The organism is Saccharibacillus sp. WB 17, assembly GCF_008634075.2.
GTDB classification, from domain to species: domain Bacteria; phylum Bacillota; class Bacilli; order Paenibacillales; family Paenibacillaceae; genus Saccharibacillus; species Saccharibacillus brassicae.
This window is the reverse complement of record NZ_VPFK02000041.1, coordinates 79,549-97,073: the sequence shown is the minus strand read 5'-3', so window position 1 is coordinate 97,073 and position 17,525 is coordinate 79,549. Positions and strand designations below refer to the sequence as shown.

Below are 17,525 nucleotides of genomic sequence, written 5' to 3'. Positions count from 1 at the left end.
GGCGCAAAGACCGCGGCCCCAAAGCGGCGGGCCGCGCGGGCGACCGCGGCGGCGCTGCGCCGCGCCGCGAAGACAAGGCCGCGCGCCAGGCTCGCGGCCGACAGAAGGACGCCTATATCCGCGAGGAGGCGTCCGAAGAGACCGTGCGCCGCGCGTGCCTCGACTTCCTGGCGGAGCAGGTTCCGACGCCGCTGCGCGGCACGCTGCTGATCTCCGGCGACTATGCGTACGCCTGCCCGGTCGAACCGGAGCGGCTGCGCGGGCTCAAAGTGCGCCGTTCCGGCTTCCAGCTCGGCATGGTCAAAGCGGGAGGCCGCTTCGTGCCGTCGCACGCGCTGGCCGCCGCGCTGAAGCCGGCCGAATCGGCGCGCACGGTGCGGCTGTCGTCCGCGCAGCCGGAAGCGATCTCCTACCTCAAAGGCGAGACGCTCACGTTCGGCCAGGAACGGATCGAGCGCGCCGCAGGAGCGGAAGCCAAAGGCTATGTGCTCGTGACGATCGACGGGTACTCCGCCGGGTGGGGCAAATGGGCCGCCGGCGTGTTGAAGAACGAATATCCGGCAGGATGGAGATGGAACGGATGAACAACGAACCAGGCAAGAAAAGCGTCAAAAAATTGCGTATCGACAAAATATTGTCGCATCTGGGCATCGCGACGCGCAGCGAAAGCAAAAAGTTGGCCAAGCAGGGACGCATTACGCTGGACGGCCTGACGATCAAAGACAGCGGACTGCAGATCGATCCCGATCTGTCGGTGCTCGAAGTGGACGGACAGGCGGTGCGCTACCGGGAATTCATCTACGTGCTGCTCAACAAGCCGCAGGATGTCGTCTCTGCAACTGAAGACAAATACGACCGCACCGTTATCGACCTGCTGGACGCCGAATATGCGGCGTTCGAGCCGTTTCCGGTCGGCCGGCTGGACAAGGACACCGAAGGACTGCTGCTGCTGACGAACGACGGACAGCTGGCGCACGAGCTGCTGTCCCCGCGCAAGCACGTGCCCAAGACGTACGAAGCGGTCGTGCTCGGCGCGGTCGACGAAGCCGACGGGGCCGCTTTCGCAGCCGGCGTCACGCTGGACGACGGATACGAGACGATGCCGGCCGAACTTGAGATTGTGCGCCGCTACGCACTCGAAGGCGAAGAGCATGCCGACATCCGGCTGACGATCATGGAAGGCAAGTTCCACCAGGTCAAGCGCATGTTCGAAGCGGTCGGCAAAAAAGTGGTCTTCCTCAAGCGGGTCTCGATGGGACCGCTGCAGCTCGATCCGGCGCTCGCGCCGGGCGAATACCGCGAACTGAGCGACGACGAACTGAGATCGCTGCGCAGGGAATAGCTCGTCTGCCCTTTACCTTTGGCTCCTTTGTGGGCTATCATCAGGAGAAAGAACGTGCGAGGCGGAAGGGGAGACTGGCTGTGAGATTGCTGCAAGCATTATTTTTTCCGCCCGAACAGCCGGGGGGCGTATCATCGATGATCCCGCACCTGCAGGAGAAGTTTTCTTCGGCCCGCTGGGAGATGGAAGTGTTCTCGCTGCCCAAGCGCATTCGGGGCAAAGGACGAGAAGACATCGTGTTCGAAACTTTCGATTGGACGCAGTACGCGGACCGTCCGATCGTGCAAAAATATATGCAAACGTACCGCGATTATTTGTGGTGGACACGGCTGCGGCTGCAAAAGCCGTATGATCTGATCCATGCGCACCATCCGATCGCGGCGCTGGCGATGAAGACGGCTTTTCCGGACACGCCGGTATTGCAAACGATCCACTCCAGTTACGAGCGCGAGCTGATCCTGAACGGCAAGATCGAAGAAGGCAGTCCGGAGCATCGTTTTCTGCTGTCGATCTATCGCGAGCTTGAAGCCAGAACCGATCGGCTGATCACGGTGTCCGAAGCGTTCCGCCGGTACATGGCTCCGCATATCGAGCATGCCGACCGGATTCGCATCATGCCGAACGGGTACGACGAACGCCGCTTCAAGCCGGTGCCGCACGAGAACGAAGTACCGCAGCTGATGACGGTCTGCCGCCTCGTACCCGCCAAAGGGCTGGACGTGCTGCTGCAGGCTTGCGCGCTGCTCAAAGAGAGGGATTGTCCGTACGTGCTGCACGTGATCGGCGACGGGCCGTCGCGCGAAGAGCTGGAACGGTTGGCGCAGGACTTGGGCGTGTACGATAATACGATTTTCTATGGGTATACGCTTCATCCGGAAGAGTTTATGCCGTTTTTCGATATTTTCGTGCTGCCTTCGCGGGCGGAAGCGTTCGGTTCGGTGTTCGCCGAAGCGGCGCTCTGCTGCCTGGCGCTCGTCGGAACGAGCGTCGGCGGCGTGCCCGAGCAGATCGAGCACGGCGTGAACGGGCTGCTCGTTCCGCCGGACGATCCGGCGGCGCTGGCCGACGCGCTGGAGCAGGTGATCGGCGATCCGGCCTACCGCTACGAACTGGCCCGGACCGCCTGCGAAAAAGCCAAATCGCATTATTCGCTCGACCGGGCGGCGATCGAACTCAAGCGCATGTACCTCAGTTACGAAGGCCGCGGCAGCCGCAGTTTGTAACGGACTTCGCCGGGCGGATACAGGGTTGACATGACGCGTGACCTTGAAAAAAGATAAACAAAATGCTATTTTTACGAAAACGCGTGAAAATGCCGAATCGGGAGGATTGAGGCTGTGGAAGAGTTAAAAGAACGGATCAAAAGCGAAGGCGTAATCGCCTCGCAGCAGGTGCTGAAGCTGGACGCGATCTTGAATCATCAGGTCGATCCGGCCCTGACGATGGACATGGGGCGGGCTTTCGCGTCGCGCTTCGCTTCGGAGCAGGTGACCAAAGTCGTTACGGTGGAATCGTCCGGTATCGCGGTCGCTTTTGCCGTCGCGTTGGAGCTTGGCGTGCCGATGGTGTTCGCGCGCCGCAAAAAAACGCTGCTGGCCGACCCGGATTCCTACGTGGAACGCGTGCCTTCTTTTACAAAAGGAATCGTCACCGATTTGATGCTGCCCAAACGGTTTATTAAAAAAGAAGACCGGATTTTGTTGATTGACGACATTATCGCGAACGGCGACGCCGCGCGCGGCCTCGTCAAGATTATCCATTCGGGTGAAGCGACGCTCGTGGGCGCTGGAATAGTCGTGGAGAAATGTTTCCAGTCCGGCGCGCAGAGTCTGCGGGACCAGGGAATCCGGGTGGAATCGCTCGTGCGTATCCAGTCGCTGGGCGAAGACGGAGTCGTTTTTGCGGACTGAGGGAATTTGGACAAAAGCTAAACTTCCCGCTTTACCCCTCCGATAATGTTACGTATAATGTATGGTAAGTAGGGAGAGGAGGAAGAGTAAAATGAGCGATCAAGCGGTAAACAGCGAATTTTTCATCAAAAAAGTCAACGAGGCCAAGGTGCATTTCGAGCGAGCACTCGACTGCAAGCATACGGAATTTGATGACCTTTATCCCTATATGATCGAACATCCCCAATTTTTCTGGTACAAGCGATACGTAGCGTGGTCCGAACTTCTTACGCTTGCCGATCTGTGCGAAGAACTGTCTTTCCCGTGGAGAGAAGAGTTCACGCCGCAGCAGGTCGAATATATCGAACAGCGCGTCATGTCGGCCAAAGTGCTCGACTTCTGGTTCGAGAGTACGGATTCGAAAGAACACGCCCAGCGTTAACATCGATTCCGTCCGATTCCGAGATTGTCACGCCGCTCTTCAGACCGTCCCGTTCGCGCCTGCTGCGCGAGCGGGATTTTTCGATTGGCGGCCGTTTTGCCGATTGTCTACCCCCATACCGAAGGAGGCATCACCATGCTCAGCGACGAACAATTAAACGCGTTTCGGATCTCCGGCGAAAAAGTCCGGGTCGTGCGCGACGGTCTCAAAGAAAACGATATTCGCGGCATCGTCGTGGCCTGGGACGATAAGCAGGTGCTGATCCGTCGTCCCAACCGCAACGTCGTCAAGCTCGATCGCAATTACGTCATCCAGCCTTCCAAAGAAGAACGGATCGACCTGCTGGCCGAAGATTCCGCAAGTTCCGGGAACCCGGCAGACGATGCTGCCGAGCCCCGGCCGGACGTGTCGGAATAAGACAGCGGAATAAGCCAATCGAAAAAGCCCGCCGTATCCGGTACGTACCGGATACAGCGGGCTTTATTCAATGATGCGTGAGGCGAATCTGATATGAATATATGAATCCCGGTGGGCCGTCCGCATGCCGGGGGAGGCGCTGCAGATCGACTCCGGGGAGAGAGGGGGACAAATTTACGCGTATTTTCCGGTGTGGGGCGGACGGGAAGCCGGGTTCGGGCTGTGGCTTCCGGCAGCCTGGCGTCCGCCGTACGTGCGCACCGGCGGCGCGGATAGACGGCCGGAATCGGTCACGATCGGAGCGACTTCCAGGCCCATGTACGCCCGCATTCTGAGGTCGGATTCGCGCCGGAAAGGCTCGGCGTCGATATGCAGCGTGCCGTGCAGTCCGCGGCAGAGGTAATCGGTATCGACGCCGCGTTCGGTATGCGTGACTTCGCAGATCCGGATATGGCGTTTCTTGAATTCCTTGCGCACACCGGACAGCAGCACGGCCACGCATCGGGAAGCGCCGCGAATCATTTCGGTATATAAAGGAGAAGCCTGCATCGGGGCGTCGGATTCCAGTTTCTTGGCATCATCCTCGAAAACTTTTAAAATATGCGTCAGCAGCAAATAGCTCTTGATCAGCGAAAGTTCGTCGCGCGTCGTCTGTACAGCGGTCATGCGCTTCACCACCTTGTAGGAACTTATGTTCTGTTTTTATTATAACCGAACGTATGTACGGGCGCAAGCGAACACCGGATCTTTTTTTGAAAAAGATTGACTTGCGCGGCGGGGGCATGCTATGATCTATCTTGTCGCTGCTAGCAGGCGACAATGTGAATGAGCGGTCGTGGCGGAATTGGCAGACGCGCACGGTTCAGGTCCGTGTGGGCTAACCCCCGTGGAGGTTCGAGTCCTCTCGACCGCATCACTAAGGACGAGACCCGTATTCAATGCTTCGGCAGAGGATTCGGGTCTTTTTTTATGCGTATTTTTAACAGGCTGGCAGAGGATTTCGTCGTCTTTCGTCGATTCCTTTGTCGTATAATAGAAGAAACTAAAATTTTACACAAATCGCGGAGGACACAATGAGTGAACGCATCATGGAACTGAACCGGATGGTCAATGTGTCTGCGGGCGGACATATTTTATATTTGTACGACGATGCCGACGAGTATGCGCGCAATGCGGCCGCCTATGCGGTCTCGGGCGCACAGGGCGGCGGGTTGACGATTATGATCGACCACCGCGAGCAGCTCGGGCATATTCGGGCACTCGCGGCGCCGATGCTGAGCGAAGAAGAACGGGCGCGGATCGTCTACGTGGACGCGGACGAGTTCTACGCTTCGCACGGCAGCTTCGATTACAAAACGGTCGTGAAGCATTCCGGGGAACTGCTGGCGCCTTACGAAGGGAACACGGGCGGTATGCGGACGTGGGCGCAAATCGCCTGGGACAGCGAGCACAGCGTCGAGAGCGAACTGGAACATTTCGAAGAACTGTCCGAACGGACGGTGCACAATGCCGGATTGCTGTCGGTGTGCGCTTACCGAAGCGGCTCGCTCAGCGCCGCGCTCCAGATCAAGCTGCTGAGAAGCCATGACTATGTCATGACCGACGACGAGCTCTCCGACACGGATCTGTCCGGGCGGAGCGCCGGCGCTTTGTTCCCTTCGTTGTCCGCACAGCACGAACAGGAAGAGCGCCACCGCGACGCGCAGGAGCGCTCGGAAGCGAGCGCCCGGCAGTTGGAGCGGATTATCGCGAACAATCTCGATCCGGTTGCGCTGTTCGACGAAGCGGGCCGGCTGGTCAAAGTCAACGAAGCTTTCGAGCGGATATTCGGCTGGCCCGCCGCGGAATTCGTCGGGCGCGGCGAACGGCAGCTGCGGGATCGGATCGGCCTGCACGGCGTGACGGACCATTGGCTGGACCTGCCGTCCGTCAAAGAGGCGGCGGAGGAATCGGGCATCGGGATCGGCCGGGCCAGGCAGATCGAAGCGACGGCCCGAACCCGGATCGGCGAACCGCTCGACCTGCTGCTGACCTCGTTCGCGCTCGGCGACGCCGACAAGCCGGCGGGCTGCGCGATCATCTATCGCGACATTACCGATTTCCGCAATTCGGATCGCCGGCTGCGGGAGTCGATCGAACGGTACACGTCGCTGAAGAAGCATAACCACGACGCCGTCTTTTCGATCGACCGGGAAGGCCGGGTCATCAACACGAATCCGGCGGCGCAGAGCCTGACGGGATTGAAGACCGAAGACATGATCGGCCGCCTGTTCGCCGAGTGGATGTCCGAAGGGACGCTGGAAGACATTTTGCGCGAAGCGGCGATCGGCGAAGAAACGATCCATCCTTCGATCCGGATTCGGAGCGCCGACGGAAGCGAGTCCGAAGTGCTGACGTCGACCGCCCCGATCATCGTCGGCGGCGAACACGTCGGCTGCTACATTTTGGCCAAAGACATTACCGAACACAAGCGGCTGTTGATCGAGAAGCAGACGGCCGAAGAGATGAACCAGGCCAAAAGCGAATTTCTGGCCGTGATGAGCCACGAGATCCGCACCCCGATGAACGGGGTCATCGCGCTGACGCAGCTGCTGCTGGAGACCGACGGATTGAACGACGAACAGCGCGAGTACGTGGAAGTGATCCGCCGCAGCGGCGATTCGCTGCTCGGGATCGTCAACGATATCCTCGATTTTTCCAAGATCGAAGCGGGCAAGACCGAACTGCAAAACGAACCGATGAATCTGCGCGAAGACGTGGCGCGTTCGTTCGACATCCTGCTGGCCGATGCCAGGGACAAACAGTTGGAACTGGGCTTGTCGGTAGCGCCGCGCGTGCCGGAGATCGTCGTCGCGGACCCGAACAAGCTGCGCCGGATTTTGATCAATCTGGTCGGAAACGCGATCAAATACACGGAAAAAGGCGGCGTATTCGTCTCGGTCGACAGCGAGCGAAGTGAGCGGGAAGGACATCTTCGCCTCGTGTTCCGTATTCGGGATACCGGCGTGGGCATTCCGCAGGAGCAGACGCAGTATCTGTTCGATCCTTTTTATCAGCTGGACAATTTCATGACGCGCAAGTCCGAAGGAAGCGGACTCGGCCTGGCGATCACGAAGCGGCTGATCGAGCTAATGGACGGCGAAATCGGGGTCCGTTCCAAACCGGGCGAAGGATCGGTGTTCCATTTTACGATCGAGGCGACCCTGCCGGACTTCGATCAGCGCCCTGCGGACGATCTCTCGTCGCTGCCTCTTCCGGCGAAGCAGCCGGTCGCTTTGCGCGTGCTCGTCGCCGAAGACAACCGGGTCAACCAACTGGTGATGGAACGGCTGCTCGGCCGCCTCGGCTACGAATCCGATCTGGCCCGCGACGGCCAGGAAGCGGTGGAAGCCGTGGCCCGGAGACGCTACGACGTCATTTTGATGGACGTACGCATGCCGCGGATGGACGGATTCGAAGCGGTGCGCCGCATTCGCGAACAGCCCCCGGCGTGGGGCAGCCCTTATATCGTCGCGGTTACCGCGAACGCGATGCAGGGCGACCGGCAGCGCTGCCTGGACGCCGGCATGGACGAATACATGAACAAACCGATCGACGCGAAACGGCTGGCGGAGCTGCTGCATGAAGCGGAGCGGCATATTCGGCAATCGGAATAAAATAGTGGTAAAATAAAAAGTGAAGCTCATAGATCGACAGACGGCAAGAACCCATGAGGAGGCAAGGAAAGATGATCGATTGGCAAAAAGAAGCGGAAGCCCGGCGGGAAGACCTGCTGCGCGACCTGGACGGCCTGCTTAGAATCCAAAGCGTCAAAGATCCGGCCACGATGTCGCGCAAGCGCCCGATGGGAGCCGCGATTGCGGAAGCGCTCGACTACATGCTGGAATTGACGGAGCAAATGGGACTGGACGTCCAAAATGTGGACGGTTACGCCGGGCATGCACAGTACGGCGATTTCGATCCGGAGACGACGGTCGGCATTCTCGGCCACGTGGATGTCGTGCCGGCGACCGGTACGTGGACCAGTCCCCCGTTCGAGCCTTCGATTCGCGCCGGCAAGCTGTACGCGCGCGGCGCGATCGACGACAAAGGGCCGACGATCGCCGCCCTGTACGGTCTCAAGATCGTGCAGGAGCTCGGTCTTCCGCTGACCAAAAACGTCCGCCTCATTTTCGGCACCGACGAAGAAAGCGGCATGAGCTGCATGCGCCATTACGCGGAGCATGAAACGATGCCGACGGTCGGGTTCGCACCGGACGCCGAGTTCCCGATGATCTACGCGGAAAAAGGGCAGTTTAACCCGACGCTCGTTCCGAAGCGCCTGCCCAAAGAAACGAAGTCGCTCGTGAAGCTGGAATCGTTCGAATCCGGCCTGCGCATCAACATGGTGCCGGAGCGCGCGCATGCGGTGCTGAGCGGCGATATCCGTCCGCTGGTCGAAGCGTTCGAAGACTTCTGCCGGGAACACCGGGTCACGGGCGAAGCCGAGATCAATGCGGGCCAGGCCATGTTCACCCTGACCGGCGTATCCGCGCACGGATCGGAACCGGCGAGCGGGGTCAACGCGGGCACGACGCTTGCGCTGTTCCTCAAGGACGCTTCGTTCCAGCCGGAAGGCAAAGCGTTTATCGACCTGTTGAACGTGCTGCACGAAGATTTCCACGGGGAAAAGATCGGCATAGCGTGCAGCGACGACATTACCGGCCCGCTGACCGTCAATCCGGGCGTAATCTCGTTCGGCTTCGGCGAAGGCGAGACGCAGATCGGCCTGACGGCGCGCTGTCCGGTCTCGGCCGATTACGGCTGGATCAAAGCCCGCCTCGAAGAATGCGTCGACGGGTTCGACTACCGGATCTCCGACGTGCGCGAAGCGTCTTCGCATTACGTGGACCCGAGCGAACCGGTCATCAAGGCGCTGCAGACCGCTTATGCGGAAATGACCGGCGAAGAGCCGACGCTGCTCACGACCGGCGGCGCCACCTATGCCAAATTCATGCAAAAAGGCGTCGCGTTCGGAGCCTGCTTCCCGGGCAAGGAGATGACGGCCCATCAAGCGGACGAATATATCGAAATCGACGATTTGCTGAAAGCGACCGCCATTTACGCGCGGGCCATTTTCGAATTGGCGAAATAATCCGCTATATCGAAATCATCCACTATATATAGAAAGAAGAGATCAACCGATGTCGCAGGACGTACAAGTTACCCGGGGCTCCTATGTAGAAAGCAACCATGTCATTCACGCGGCGGTCGTCGATCGCAGCGGTCGTCTGCTGCAGGCTGTCGGCGATCCGCAGCGGATGACGTTTCCGCGCTCGTCGATGAAGCCGTTCCAGGCCGTGCCGCTGATCGAATCCGGCGCGGCCGACGCCTACGGATACGGCGACGCCGAAATCTCGCTCAGCTGCGCGTCGCACAGCGGAGAGCCGATCCATCGCCATACGGTGCTGGACGTGCTGTCCCGCGCCGAGCTGTCCGAAGAGTATCTGCAGTGCGGCACGCATATTCCGCGCGATAGCGAGAGCTACCGGAAATTGATCCGCGAAGGACGCGAGCTGACGCCGGTGTTCAGCAACTGTTCCGGCAAGCATTCCGGCATGCTTCTGACGGCGCGGCATTTGGGCGAAGACCTCGGCACGTACCGGGAGACCGACCATCCGCACCAGCAGCGCATCCTGTCGGTCATCGCCGATATTTGCGGCGTGCCGGCCGAAGAGATCGGGATCGGCGTGGACGGATGCGGCGTGCCGGTGCATCGCCTGCCGCTGAGCGCCGCCGCCCTGGGCTTTGCCCGGCTGGCGAAGCCGGAAGGGACCGTGGCCGCGCCGCGGGCGGAAGCGTTGAACCGTATCCGCCGCGGCATGACGAACCGGCCCGAGATGGTAGCGGGGCGGCATCGCTTCGATACCGACCTGATGACGGTCTTCGGCGGCAATCTGGTGTCGAAGGTCGGCGCGGAAGGCGTGCAGTGTATCGGCGTGGCCGATCTCGGCATCGGGATCGCGGTCAAAGTCGAAGACGGCAGCGAACGCGCCACTTTCGTCGCGGCGATGGACGTGCTGAAGCAGCTCGGCATCGGCACGCCGGAGCAGTTCGCGCAGTTGGACGAATACGTGCATGCGCCGGTCCTGAACGCGCGCAAAGAACGGATCGGCGAGATCAAGCCGAACTTTACGCTCGTGCCTTCCGCCGAGTGACAATCTGGAATGACGAAGGAGAGACCTCGACAATGAACCAAGACCCTCAAGGCTTCGCACGCAACGCGGGCGAAAACAAGATCGAAAAAGCGACGTTCGCCGGCGGCTGCTTCTGGTGCATGGTGACGCCGTTCGAAGAACTGCCGGGCATTCGCGGCATCGTGTCCGGGTATATGGGCGGCACGGTGGAGAATCCGACGTACGAGCAGGTCAAGACCGGCACGACCGGACATTACGAAGTGGTGCAGGTTACGTTCGAACCGGACGTTTTCCCGTATGAGCGCCTGCTGGAGCTGTACTGGCCGCAGACGGACCCGACAGACGGCGAAGGACAGTTCCAGGACCGGGGCACACAGTACAAGCCGGCCGTCTTTTTCCATAACGAAGAACAGCAGCAGGCCGCGCTCGCTTCCCGGCAGGCGCTGGCGGACAGTGGACGTTTCGACAAGCCGATCGTGACCGGAATTTTGCCGGCACAGGATTTCTACGAAGCCGAAGATTACCACCAGGATTACCACAAAAAAAATCCGAAGCATTACAAGGAAGACCGCGAGCAATCCGGCCGCGACCGCTTTATCGAAACGAAGTGGTAAAATGCCCGATCGGCAAGGACGTGCACCCCGCACGTCCTTGTTTTTGCTTTTCGGTCGAAAACGATTCGCGAATGGGACTAACTTCGCATCCGGGATCGCAGGCAAAACGGAAGAAATAGGAAAGAGCGGGCTTATCGATCGAAGTGTTTACCGATAAAATGAGGGTACATAAAGCTGGAACACCTGAAAAGTCTGGGATCGGCTCGATCGCCACCACCCTGTATGCAGCCTACTCGCCTATTTCATCATTACATATCAAAGGGGAATTCATATGTTGATTCCGGACAATGAACAAACAATGGAGCGGTTGAAAGCCTTTATCTGCAAATGGGCCGGACCCGCCAGACCCGAATACGGACTTCGCCGCGAAGACATTCCGGCCGATCTGCCGGCCGCTTTGCAAGACTTTTACGCGTTTGCCGGCCGTTGGCCGAACCCGTCTTTTGCCGCCGGCCTGCAGAAGGGCAGTATCCGGCCCAAGCTGTTCGAGACGCAGGATATTTGGCTGGAGGCTTCCGAGCTGAAGCGCCAAGCCGGCCAAATTACGTTCCTGCTCGAAAATCAGGGCAGTTGGAGCTGCGAGGTGGACGCTGGCCGCGACGATTCGCCCGTCTACAGCAACGCCGCGCAGCTGTGGGACGATCATCTGCAAGGCAGTGAAGTAGTCTGTCCGTCGCTGACCCATTTCATGACGACGTTCTGCCTGCAGGAACTGGTCTTCGGCAGCCGCTTTTTCGGCAAGCTGGACGGCGCCCTTGACCCGACGGTGTTCCGCGACACGCTGCATCCGCTCTGGCTCGACGGCCATTACGTGTTCAAAGAGCCTTCCCATTCCTTCTACCTGTGCGGAGACGACCTGCTGATCATGGATTATTATTCGGACGTCTGGTACGGCTGCCTGGACGAAGGGGCACTGTCGTTGATCGCCGATCCGGGCATGGTCAAGCCGATCGAACCGTAACGCGAACAAGCCGTCCGAATACGGGGGCCAAGCTCCGGCGCGCAGCCTGCGTCGGGGCTTTTTGCGATTTTCGCTTGTTCGAACGCCGGGGCCGGAGCGCGCTTCGACGAGCCGCCTGTCCGGCGCCCGGGCAAACGGCGGGACTCGACTTTCCGGTTGATTTAGGGCATAGTCTAAGAAACTGCACAGCGATTCAAGCGAGAATACGAAGGAGGTTTCGGATACATGGTCGTCATCAAACGGCATACGGAAAAACCGATCCCCCCGCTTCAGCTTCTGCGATTGTACCAGGATGCCGACTGGTGGCCGGAGCGTACAAAAGACGGGATCCGCAAGCTGCTCGCCCACGGCATCGTATTGGGCGCGTGGGAAGACAAGCAGCTCGTCGGCTTCTGCCGGGCGGTGTCCGACGGCGTGTACCGGGCCTACGTGGAAGACGTCGTCGTTCTGGGCGCGCATCGCGGACAGGGCATCGGCCGGCAGATGATGGACAAGATGCTGCACGAACTCGTCGGCATCGAAGTCGTCAGTTTGTTCTGTTCGGCCAAATTGAGCGACTATTACGAACGAAGCGGGTTCAAGCCGAGCCGGCAGATCGTGATGCACCATAACAAACCCGACGGCAGAAGCCGATAACGGAGCAAGGAGAAGACCATGATTCCGATCAGACTGCCAAAAGAAAACAAAGACGACTTGATCGCCGAGTTGCAGCAGTATTTTTACGACGAACGCGGAGAAGAAATCGGAAGTCTCGCCGCGGAGCAGCTGCTCGACCATATGATGCAGCGATTGGCGCCGTATGCGTATAATGAAGGTATTCGGGACGCCAAAGCGGCGGTCAACGAAAAGCTGCTGCAAATCGAAGACGAATTATACGCGCTGGAACGTCCGGTGAACCGTAGATAGACACCGGAAGTTCCGGCGGGGAGGAGCACAAGATGCCGCATACCGAATGGAACCGAATCGACGAAGGAGGAACGGCCGAGATTTTCACGGACGAAGCCGGACGCGTATTGAAGTTGTTCCGGGAAGAATTCTCGGAAGCGGGCGTGCGATCCGAATACGCCAAAAGCGAATGGGCCTACGCGCAGGGGCTGCCTTCGGCCAAGCCGCTCGGCTTGACCGAAAGCGGCGGCCGGCAGGGAATGCTGCTGGAACGCCTGCCGGGCGAGTCGCTGCTTGCGCGCCTGCAGCGACAACCGCACACCGCGCAAGACGCGGCGAGCAAGTTTGCGGCTTATCAAGTGCGGCTGAATGCGCGAGCCGCCGATACGCTTGGAGATCACCAGCGAGAGAGGTTGGTACAGCGAATAGGCTGGACGGATCAGCTTGGCGAAGACGAGCGGCACGCCGTTCTGGCGGAGCTTGAGCACCTTCCGGACGGCGACCGGCTATGCCACGGCGATTTCCACCCGGGCAACATTATGGAGAACGGGGCCGACTGGCACGTGATCGACTGGATCGATGCGAACTGCGGCCATCCGCTGTACGACGCGGCCCGCACGCTGCTGCTGCTCGGATTTGGCACGGAAGCGGGCGGCCCGCGAGGCAGCATGGAAGAAGCGGCGGAGATTTTCCGCAGCGTCTACATGCGGACGTACGCCGAGCTGTCGGGCTTCGGCGCGGCGGATATCGAGCGCTGGATGCTGCCCGTGGCGGCGGCCCGCCTCGTCGAGCCGATCCCGGCGCCGGAAAAAGCCAAGCTGCTGCATTTCGTCCGCAGCCGCCTTGCGGAGCTGGGCCAGCAGGCCTGATCTGCTCCGCGCTTCGGTCCTCCACGCAAACAAGGCGCCGTTTATCGGCGCCTTGTTTGCGTGGAGATCCAGAAGGCCAGACCTGCCAGGCTGACGAACGCGCCGAGCAGGCTGACGCCGGTCCAGCCGTAGGCGGCGTACGCCCGCGTGGACACAAAAGCGCCCAGCGCGCTTCCGATCGAATAGAACGTCATATAAGCGCCGGTCAGCCGGCCGCGCGCTTCCGGCAGCGCGGCGTACAGCAGGCTCTGATTCGTGACATGGACAGCCTGCACCGCGAAATCGAGCAGCAGGATGCCGACGACGAGCAGCACCAGCGAATGGTGCAGCAGGCCGATCGGCAGCCAGGACAGCAGCAGCAGGATCAGGGCGACGCCGGTCGTGCGTTCGCCCAAGCCCCGGTCGGCCAGCCGGCCGGCTCCCACGGCGCCGAGCGCTCCGGCCGCTCCCGCCAGTCCGAACGCGCCGATGGCCGACGGGGACAAGAAGAAGGGGGCTTCGCCGAGCGGCAGCGCAAGAGGCGTCCACAGGATGCCGAAAGCGGTAAATACGCAGAAAGCGAGCGCCGCGCGGGTACGCAGCAGTCTCTCTTCCCTGAACAATCGCAGCACGGACAGCAGCAGCCGTCCGTAAGACAGGCTGGATTTGTCGGCGTCGTCCGCGGGAAGCAGCGCCGACAAGGTTAGGGCAGCCGCGGCCGTCAGCAGCGAGGACGCCACATAGACCGCGCGCCAGCCGGCCAGGTCGCTGATGACTCCCGCGAACGTACGGGCCAGCAAAATACCGATCACGACGCCGCTCGTGACGATGCCGACGATGCGGCCGCGCTGCTCTTCGGCTGCGAGTGCCGAAGCGAAATTGACGAGAATCTGGGTGACGACCGCTGTCAGCCCGACCAGTGCGAGCCCGGCCAGCAGCATGAAGAAGCTTGAAGACCATGCAGCGGCCAGCAGGCCGGCGGCAATAAGCAGCAGCAGGAGCACCGTCAGGCGCCGGCGGCTTAGCAGATCGCCGAGCGGCACGATCAGCAGCAGGCCGAGCGCGTAGAATACTTGGACGACCGTCACGATCGAGCCGACCGCGGCGATCGGAACGCCGAATTGCTCCGCCAGCAGGCCGAGCAGCGGCTGTGTGTAATAGACGTTCGCTACGGCAAGGCCGCAGGCGGCCGCAAGCAGCAGCGCCGTTCCCGCGGACAGCCCTGCCGCCGAAGAACGGGATACGGACATGGGAAGCCTCCTCTGTTTTTATTTTGTACCGATCGGTATGTAATGAGCGCCTGCTTACTATAGCGGCTTCGTTCCGATTCTGTCAACCCTTTGCCAACCGACGGGAAATTCCTTTATACTGATCGGTACAGAGCAGGCATCATCGCAGAAGGAGGACGAACATGAGACCGCGTGCGTTCGACGAACGGGAAGCGCTCGAAGCGGCTATGCGGGTATTTTGGGAAAAAGGGTACGAAGCCGCTTCGCTCAGCGATCTGACCGAGAAGATGAATATCCGCAAACCGAGCCTGTACGCGGCTTTTGGCGACAAGCGCGAGCTGTTCGGCAAAGCGCTGGATCTGTACATGGATCGACATGCCGCTTACGTGCAAGAGGTGCTGGGCCGGGAACGCACGGTCGCGGCCGCTTTCGGCGGGCTGCTGCGCGATCTGGCGACCGGCGGTTCGGGCGGCGATCCGACGCTCGGCTGCCTCGCGATCCTGACGATCGACGAGCTGGCGCGGCGCGAGCCGGAATGGACGGCCCGGGCGAAAGAGCATCAGCTGCGTCTGGCCCGGTTGTTTCGCGAACGGATCGGGCAGGGGCTGTCTTCCGGCGAACTTGCGCCGGGGCAGGATGCGGCGGCGCTGGCCCATGCGCTGCTCGTGGCGCTGATCGGGCTCACGATCATGGCCAAAACACGGCCCGATGCCGAGTTCGTCGAATCGAGCATCGCCGCGACACTGACTTTATTCAAGGAGGCACAATCATGACCGCTATTCGGGTTTTTCACTATGAAGCGTTTTCGCCCGTTCCGGGGCAGGGCAATCCGGCAGGCGTCATGCTGGATGCCGACGGGTTAACGGATACGCAGATGCAGCGGATCGCAGCCAAGGTCGGCTTCAACGAGACGACGTTCGTCTGCCGCTCGGAAGCGGCGGACGTGCAGCTGCGCTATTTTACGCCGGGGCATGAAATGGATCTGTGCGGACACGCGACGATGGCGTCGCTGTACGCGCTGCATACGCGGGGACGTCTGGAGCACAGCGAAGCGATGATCGAGACGAAGGCCGGACTGCTGCCGGTAGAGCTTCGGCTCGATCCGGGCGGCAGCGAAGACTCGCTGTTTATGCGGATGCGTCAGGCCGACCCGGTCTTTCTGCCGTTCGAAGGCGATCGCGACCGTCTGCTTGCCCTGATGGGGTTGTCCGCGGACGATGTGGACGACCGTTATCCGATCGTCTACGGTAGCACCGGCGTCTGGACCGTGCTGATTCCGATCCGGAAGCTGGAGGCGTTCTCGCGCATGGTGCCCGACAACGCCGCGTTTCCGGACGTGCTGACTCAGCAGCCACGGGCGTCGCTGCATCCTTTTTGCATGGAGACCGTCGATCCCGGGGCTCGCATGCACGCGCGGCATTTCTCTTCGCCGTTCTCCGGCATGGTCGAAGATCCGGCGACAGGGACAGCGACCGGCGTCATGGGCGCTTACGCGCTGACGTACATGATGGAACCGGACGAACAACGGACCGAATTCGTCGTCGAGCAGGGAATCGAGATGGGCCGCGGCGGCAGAATCAAAGTGGAGGCATCGCGCAAGGAAAGCGGAGAGATGGAGATCCTTGTGTCCGGGCAGGCCGTGTTTGTCGGGGAACTGGAGATTGAATTGGAATGAATTTCAAAAAAGCCTAACTTTCTTCGCTTCCGCACGTTTAATGGAGAGAAGGGGGCGATAGCTTGATAATGGAAAAACAAGTTTACGAAGTACGCGGCGCTTATTCGATTGGCACGTTCATTGGCTGCGGCTGCCTGGCCGCGATTTGGTTCTTTTTTGCCTATCGGGGTTGGGAGAATGCCTGGAACGGCGTATTGGAAAACAAGATCGCGTACGGCTTCACCGTGATGATCGCGATTTTGCTGGCAGCTGCGGCTCTCGCGAGTCTATGGCAGATGCGCCGGCCCGCTTACCGGTTGGAGCTTGGAGCGGACAATATTAAGCTGCGCCGGCATGAACTCGGCAGCGACCGGATCAAGCGCATCTATGTATCGGAAGAAGACATACCCGTGATCGGAGTGCTTCCCAAAAAAGTAGGGTTCGTTCCCAATGACTATTCATTCAAATTTTCGAAAGATTCCGAGCCGAAGCTGCAAGAACTGCTCGGTTGGGCGCAGGCCAACAACGTGCAGGTCGTCCACAAAAAAGCCGAACGTTGGCTATAATCGTATAACCGCGCATAAAAAAAAGGGGTGCCCGAAGGCAGCCCTTATTTTTCGCAGGCGATGAAGTCGTTGTCGCGGTCTTTTTTCTTGTTGTCCTCGTACAAGGATGCGGACACGAACGGTTTGTGCTTCGTTTTGCCGCCTTTGTTGGTGACAGATGCCGATTTGGCGACGCCGCCTTTGTAATCCCGGTTCAGCTCGGTGCAGTTTTTGTACGTTTTTTCTTTGGCATGCGCCACCTGCGGGGAAGCGGGAACGGTTACCGCAAGCAGCAGGGCGAAGCTCAGGCCGTAGGCCAGTCTTTTTTTCATCGGGTTATCCTCCAGTAAGTCAGGTTGTAGGCATATCTTCAAGTCTTTGGTTTATATCGGCAAAAGAAACCAGGGGTTTAATAGAGGAATGGAATTTGAAGGAAAATATATACTTCGTTCGAACAAAAATCGATAACGAGAAAAAGATTCGTACTCAATAGAAAATGTCCATTCAGGAAGGACGGATGTCC

Annotated in this window: 20 protein-coding genes and 1 tRNA gene; 18 read left to right on the top strand and 3 right to left on the bottom strand. The window is 59.9% G+C overall.

Annotated elements, in window-relative coordinates:
* From FTE24_RS18700 to FTE24_RS23350, 6 genes are all read left to right on the top strand, one after another.
* The coding region (locus FTE24_RS18700) for an RsmF rRNA methyltransferase first C-terminal domain-containing protein (RefSeq protein ID WP_202111916.1) at positions 1-584 on the top strand (584 nt) is incomplete at its 5' end.
* Positions 581-1,342 carry a pseudouridine synthase gene (locus tag FTE24_RS18695; protein WP_150231142.1) on the top strand — a complete coding sequence of 254 codons (762 nt, stop codon included), beginning with the start codon at positions 581-583 and terminating at the stop codon, positions 1,340-1,342. The genes FTE24_RS18700 and FTE24_RS18695, both read left to right, overlap by 4 nt.
* 80 nt (positions 1,343-1,422) lie before the next feature.
* On the top strand, positions 1,423-2,565 hold the full coding sequence (locus FTE24_RS18690) for a glycosyltransferase (RefSeq protein ID WP_150231140.1): 1,143 nt from the start codon (positions 1,423-1,425) through the stop codon (positions 2,563-2,565).
* A gap of 114 nt (positions 2,566-2,679) precedes the next feature.
* Entirely contained in the window at positions 2,680-3,252 is a 573-nt protein-coding gene (locus tag FTE24_RS18685; protein ID WP_141449236.1) for a xanthine phosphoribosyltransferase, read from the top strand.
* A gap of 91 nt (positions 3,253-3,343) precedes the next feature.
* Complete coding sequence (locus tag FTE24_RS18680) at positions 3,344-3,673, top strand: hypothetical protein (protein WP_150231138.1); 330 nt, start codon at positions 3,344-3,346, stop codon at positions 3,671-3,673.
* 135 nt (positions 3,674-3,808) lie between these two features.
* Positions 3,809-4,090 carry a hypothetical protein gene (locus FTE24_RS23350; protein WP_150231136.1) on the top strand — a complete coding sequence of 94 codons (282 nt, stop codon included), beginning with the start codon at positions 3,809-3,811 and terminating at the stop codon, positions 4,088-4,090.
* 174 nt (positions 4,091-4,264) lie between these two features.
* On the opposite strand, the gene FTE24_RS18675 is transcribed toward FTE24_RS23350, so the two are convergent.
* Entirely contained in the window at positions 4,265-4,756 is a 492-nt protein-coding gene (locus tag FTE24_RS18675) for a hypothetical protein (protein ID WP_150231134.1), read from the bottom strand.
* Positions 4,757-4,919: 163 nt separating this feature from the next.
* On the opposite strand from FTE24_RS18675, the gene FTE24_RS18670 reads away from it, so the two are divergent.
* The 9 genes from FTE24_RS18670 to FTE24_RS18630 all read left to right on the top strand — a co-directional run bounded on the left by FTE24_RS18670 (position 4,920) and on the right by FTE24_RS18630 (position 13,595).
* Positions 4,920-5,003, top strand: a tRNA-Leu gene (locus tag FTE24_RS18670).
* A gap of 160 nt (positions 5,004-5,163) precedes the next feature.
* A complete protein-coding gene (locus FTE24_RS18665) occupies positions 5,164-7,746 on the top strand; it encodes a PAS domain S-box protein (RefSeq protein ID WP_150231132.1) in 2,583 nt (860 codons plus the stop codon).
* Between the two features lie 71 nt (positions 7,747-7,817).
* Positions 7,818-9,224: a dipeptidase PepV gene (gene pepV / locus FTE24_RS18660; RefSeq protein WP_150231130.1), complete on the top strand. Its 1,407-nt coding sequence runs from the start codon at positions 7,818-7,820 to the stop codon at positions 9,222-9,224.
* Between the two features lie 49 nt (positions 9,225-9,273).
* Positions 9,274-10,287 carry an asparaginase gene (locus FTE24_RS18655; RefSeq protein WP_150231128.1) on the top strand — a complete coding sequence of 338 codons (1,014 nt, stop codon included), beginning with the start codon at positions 9,274-9,276 and terminating at the stop codon, positions 10,285-10,287.
* Between the two features lie 80 nt (positions 10,288-10,367).
* Positions 10,368-10,880: a peptide-methionine (S)-S-oxide reductase MsrA gene (msrA, locus tag FTE24_RS18650; protein WP_150232551.1), complete on the top strand. Its 513-nt coding sequence runs from the start codon at positions 10,368-10,370 to the stop codon at positions 10,878-10,880.
* Between the two features lie 271 nt (positions 10,881-11,151).
* A complete protein-coding gene (locus FTE24_RS18645) occupies positions 11,152-11,841 on the top strand; it encodes a hypothetical protein (protein ID WP_150231126.1) in 690 nt (229 codons plus the stop codon).
* A gap of 225 nt (positions 11,842-12,066) precedes the next feature.
* Positions 12,067-12,477 carry a GNAT family N-acetyltransferase gene (locus FTE24_RS18640; RefSeq protein ID WP_150231124.1) on the top strand — a complete coding sequence of 137 codons (411 nt, stop codon included), beginning with the start codon at positions 12,067-12,069 and terminating at the stop codon, positions 12,475-12,477.
* Between the two features lie 18 nt (positions 12,478-12,495).
* The gene (locus tag FTE24_RS18635) at positions 12,496-12,747 is read left to right on the top strand and encodes a DUF2164 domain-containing protein (protein WP_150231122.1); all 252 of its coding nucleotides are present in this window, start codon (positions 12,496-12,498) and stop codon (positions 12,745-12,747) included.
* Positions 12,748-12,779: 32 nt separating this feature from the next.
* Positions 12,780-13,595: a phosphotransferase gene (locus FTE24_RS18630; RefSeq protein WP_150231120.1), complete on the top strand. Its 816-nt coding sequence runs from the start codon at positions 12,780-12,782 to the stop codon at positions 13,593-13,595.
* 41 nt (positions 13,596-13,636) lie between these two features.
* On the opposite strand, the gene FTE24_RS18625 is transcribed toward FTE24_RS18630, so the two are convergent.
* Positions 13,637-14,824: an MFS transporter gene (locus FTE24_RS18625; protein ID WP_150231118.1), complete on the bottom strand. Its 1,188-nt coding sequence runs from the start codon at positions 14,822-14,824 to the stop codon at positions 13,637-13,639.
* Between the two features lie 161 nt (positions 14,825-14,985).
* Here FTE24_RS18625 and FTE24_RS18620 point away from each other — a divergent pair, with 161 nt between their 5' ends.
* The 3 genes from FTE24_RS18620 to FTE24_RS18610 all read left to right on the top strand — a co-directional run bounded on the left by FTE24_RS18620 (position 14,986) and on the right by FTE24_RS18610 (position 17,023).
* Positions 14,986-15,576, top strand: coding sequence for a TetR/AcrR family transcriptional regulator (locus FTE24_RS18620; RefSeq protein WP_150231116.1), 591 nt, complete (start codon positions 14,986-14,988; stop codon positions 15,574-15,576).
* Entirely contained in the window at positions 15,573-16,478 is a 906-nt protein-coding gene (locus FTE24_RS18615) for a PhzF family phenazine biosynthesis protein (RefSeq protein ID WP_150231114.1), read from the top strand. The genes FTE24_RS18620 and FTE24_RS18615 overlap by 4 nt, the downstream gene beginning before the upstream one ends.
* Before the next feature lie 68 nt (positions 16,479-16,546).
* The gene (locus tag FTE24_RS18610; RefSeq protein ID WP_150231112.1) at positions 16,547-17,023 is read left to right on the top strand and encodes a hypothetical protein; all 477 of its coding nucleotides are present in this window, start codon (positions 16,547-16,549) and stop codon (positions 17,021-17,023) included.
* 44 nt (positions 17,024-17,067) lie between these two features.
* Here the strand turns inward: FTE24_RS18610 and FTE24_RS18605 are convergent, their stop codons facing one another.
* A complete protein-coding gene (locus FTE24_RS18605) occupies positions 17,068-17,334 on the bottom strand; it encodes an excalibur calcium-binding domain-containing protein (protein ID WP_141449250.1) in 267 nt (88 codons plus the stop codon).
* Positions 17,335-17,525 lie beyond the last annotated feature (191 nt).

Excerpts from the sequence above, each read along its gene's own strand:
- FTE24_RS18695 (WP_150231142.1), top strand. The coding sequence starts at position 581 with ATGAACAACGAACCAGGCAAGAAAAGCGTCAAAAAATTGCGTATCGAC.
- FTE24_RS18680 (WP_150231138.1), top strand. The coding sequence starts at position 3,344 with ATGAGCGATCAAGCGGTAAACAGCGAATTTTTCATCAAAAAAGTCAAC.
- FTE24_RS23350 (WP_150231136.1), top strand. The coding sequence starts at position 3,809 with ATGCTCAGCGACGAACAATTAAACGCGTTTCGGATCTCCGGCGAAAAA.
- FTE24_RS18675 (WP_150231134.1), bottom strand. The coding sequence starts at position 4,756 with ATGACCGCTGTACAGACGACGCGCGACGAACTTTCGCTGATCAAGAGC.
- FTE24_RS18665 (WP_150231132.1), top strand. The coding sequence starts at position 5,164 with ATGAGTGAACGCATCATGGAACTGAACCGGATGGTCAATGTGTCTGCG.
- pepV (WP_150231130.1), top strand. The coding sequence starts at position 7,818 with ATGATCGATTGGCAAAAAGAAGCGGAAGCCCGGCGGGAAGACCTGCTG.
- FTE24_RS18655 (WP_150231128.1), top strand. The coding sequence starts at position 9,274 with ATGTCGCAGGACGTACAAGTTACCCGGGGCTCCTATGTAGAAAGCAAC.
- FTE24_RS18645 (WP_150231126.1), top strand. The coding sequence starts at position 11,152 with ATGTTGATTCCGGACAATGAACAAACAATGGAGCGGTTGAAAGCCTTT.
- FTE24_RS18640 (WP_150231124.1), top strand. The coding sequence starts at position 12,067 with ATGGTCGTCATCAAACGGCATACGGAAAAACCGATCCCCCCGCTTCAG.
- FTE24_RS18635 (WP_150231122.1), top strand. The coding sequence starts at position 12,496 with ATGATTCCGATCAGACTGCCAAAAGAAAACAAAGACGACTTGATCGCC.
- FTE24_RS18630 (WP_150231120.1), top strand. The coding sequence starts at position 12,780 with ATGCCGCATACCGAATGGAACCGAATCGACGAAGGAGGAACGGCCGAG.
- FTE24_RS18625 (WP_150231118.1), bottom strand. The coding sequence starts at position 14,824 with ATGTCCGTATCCCGTTCTTCGGCGGCAGGGCTGTCCGCGGGAACGGCG.
- FTE24_RS18620 (WP_150231116.1), top strand. The coding sequence starts at position 14,986 with ATGAGACCGCGTGCGTTCGACGAACGGGAAGCGCTCGAAGCGGCTATG.
- FTE24_RS18615 (WP_150231114.1), top strand. The coding sequence starts at position 15,573 with ATGACCGCTATTCGGGTTTTTCACTATGAAGCGTTTTCGCCCGTTCCG.
- FTE24_RS18610 (WP_150231112.1), top strand. The coding sequence starts at position 16,547 with ATGGAAAAACAAGTTTACGAAGTACGCGGCGCTTATTCGATTGGCACG.
- FTE24_RS18605 (WP_141449250.1), bottom strand. The coding sequence starts at position 17,334 with ATGAAAAAAAGACTGGCCTACGGCCTGAGCTTCGCCCTGCTGCTTGCG.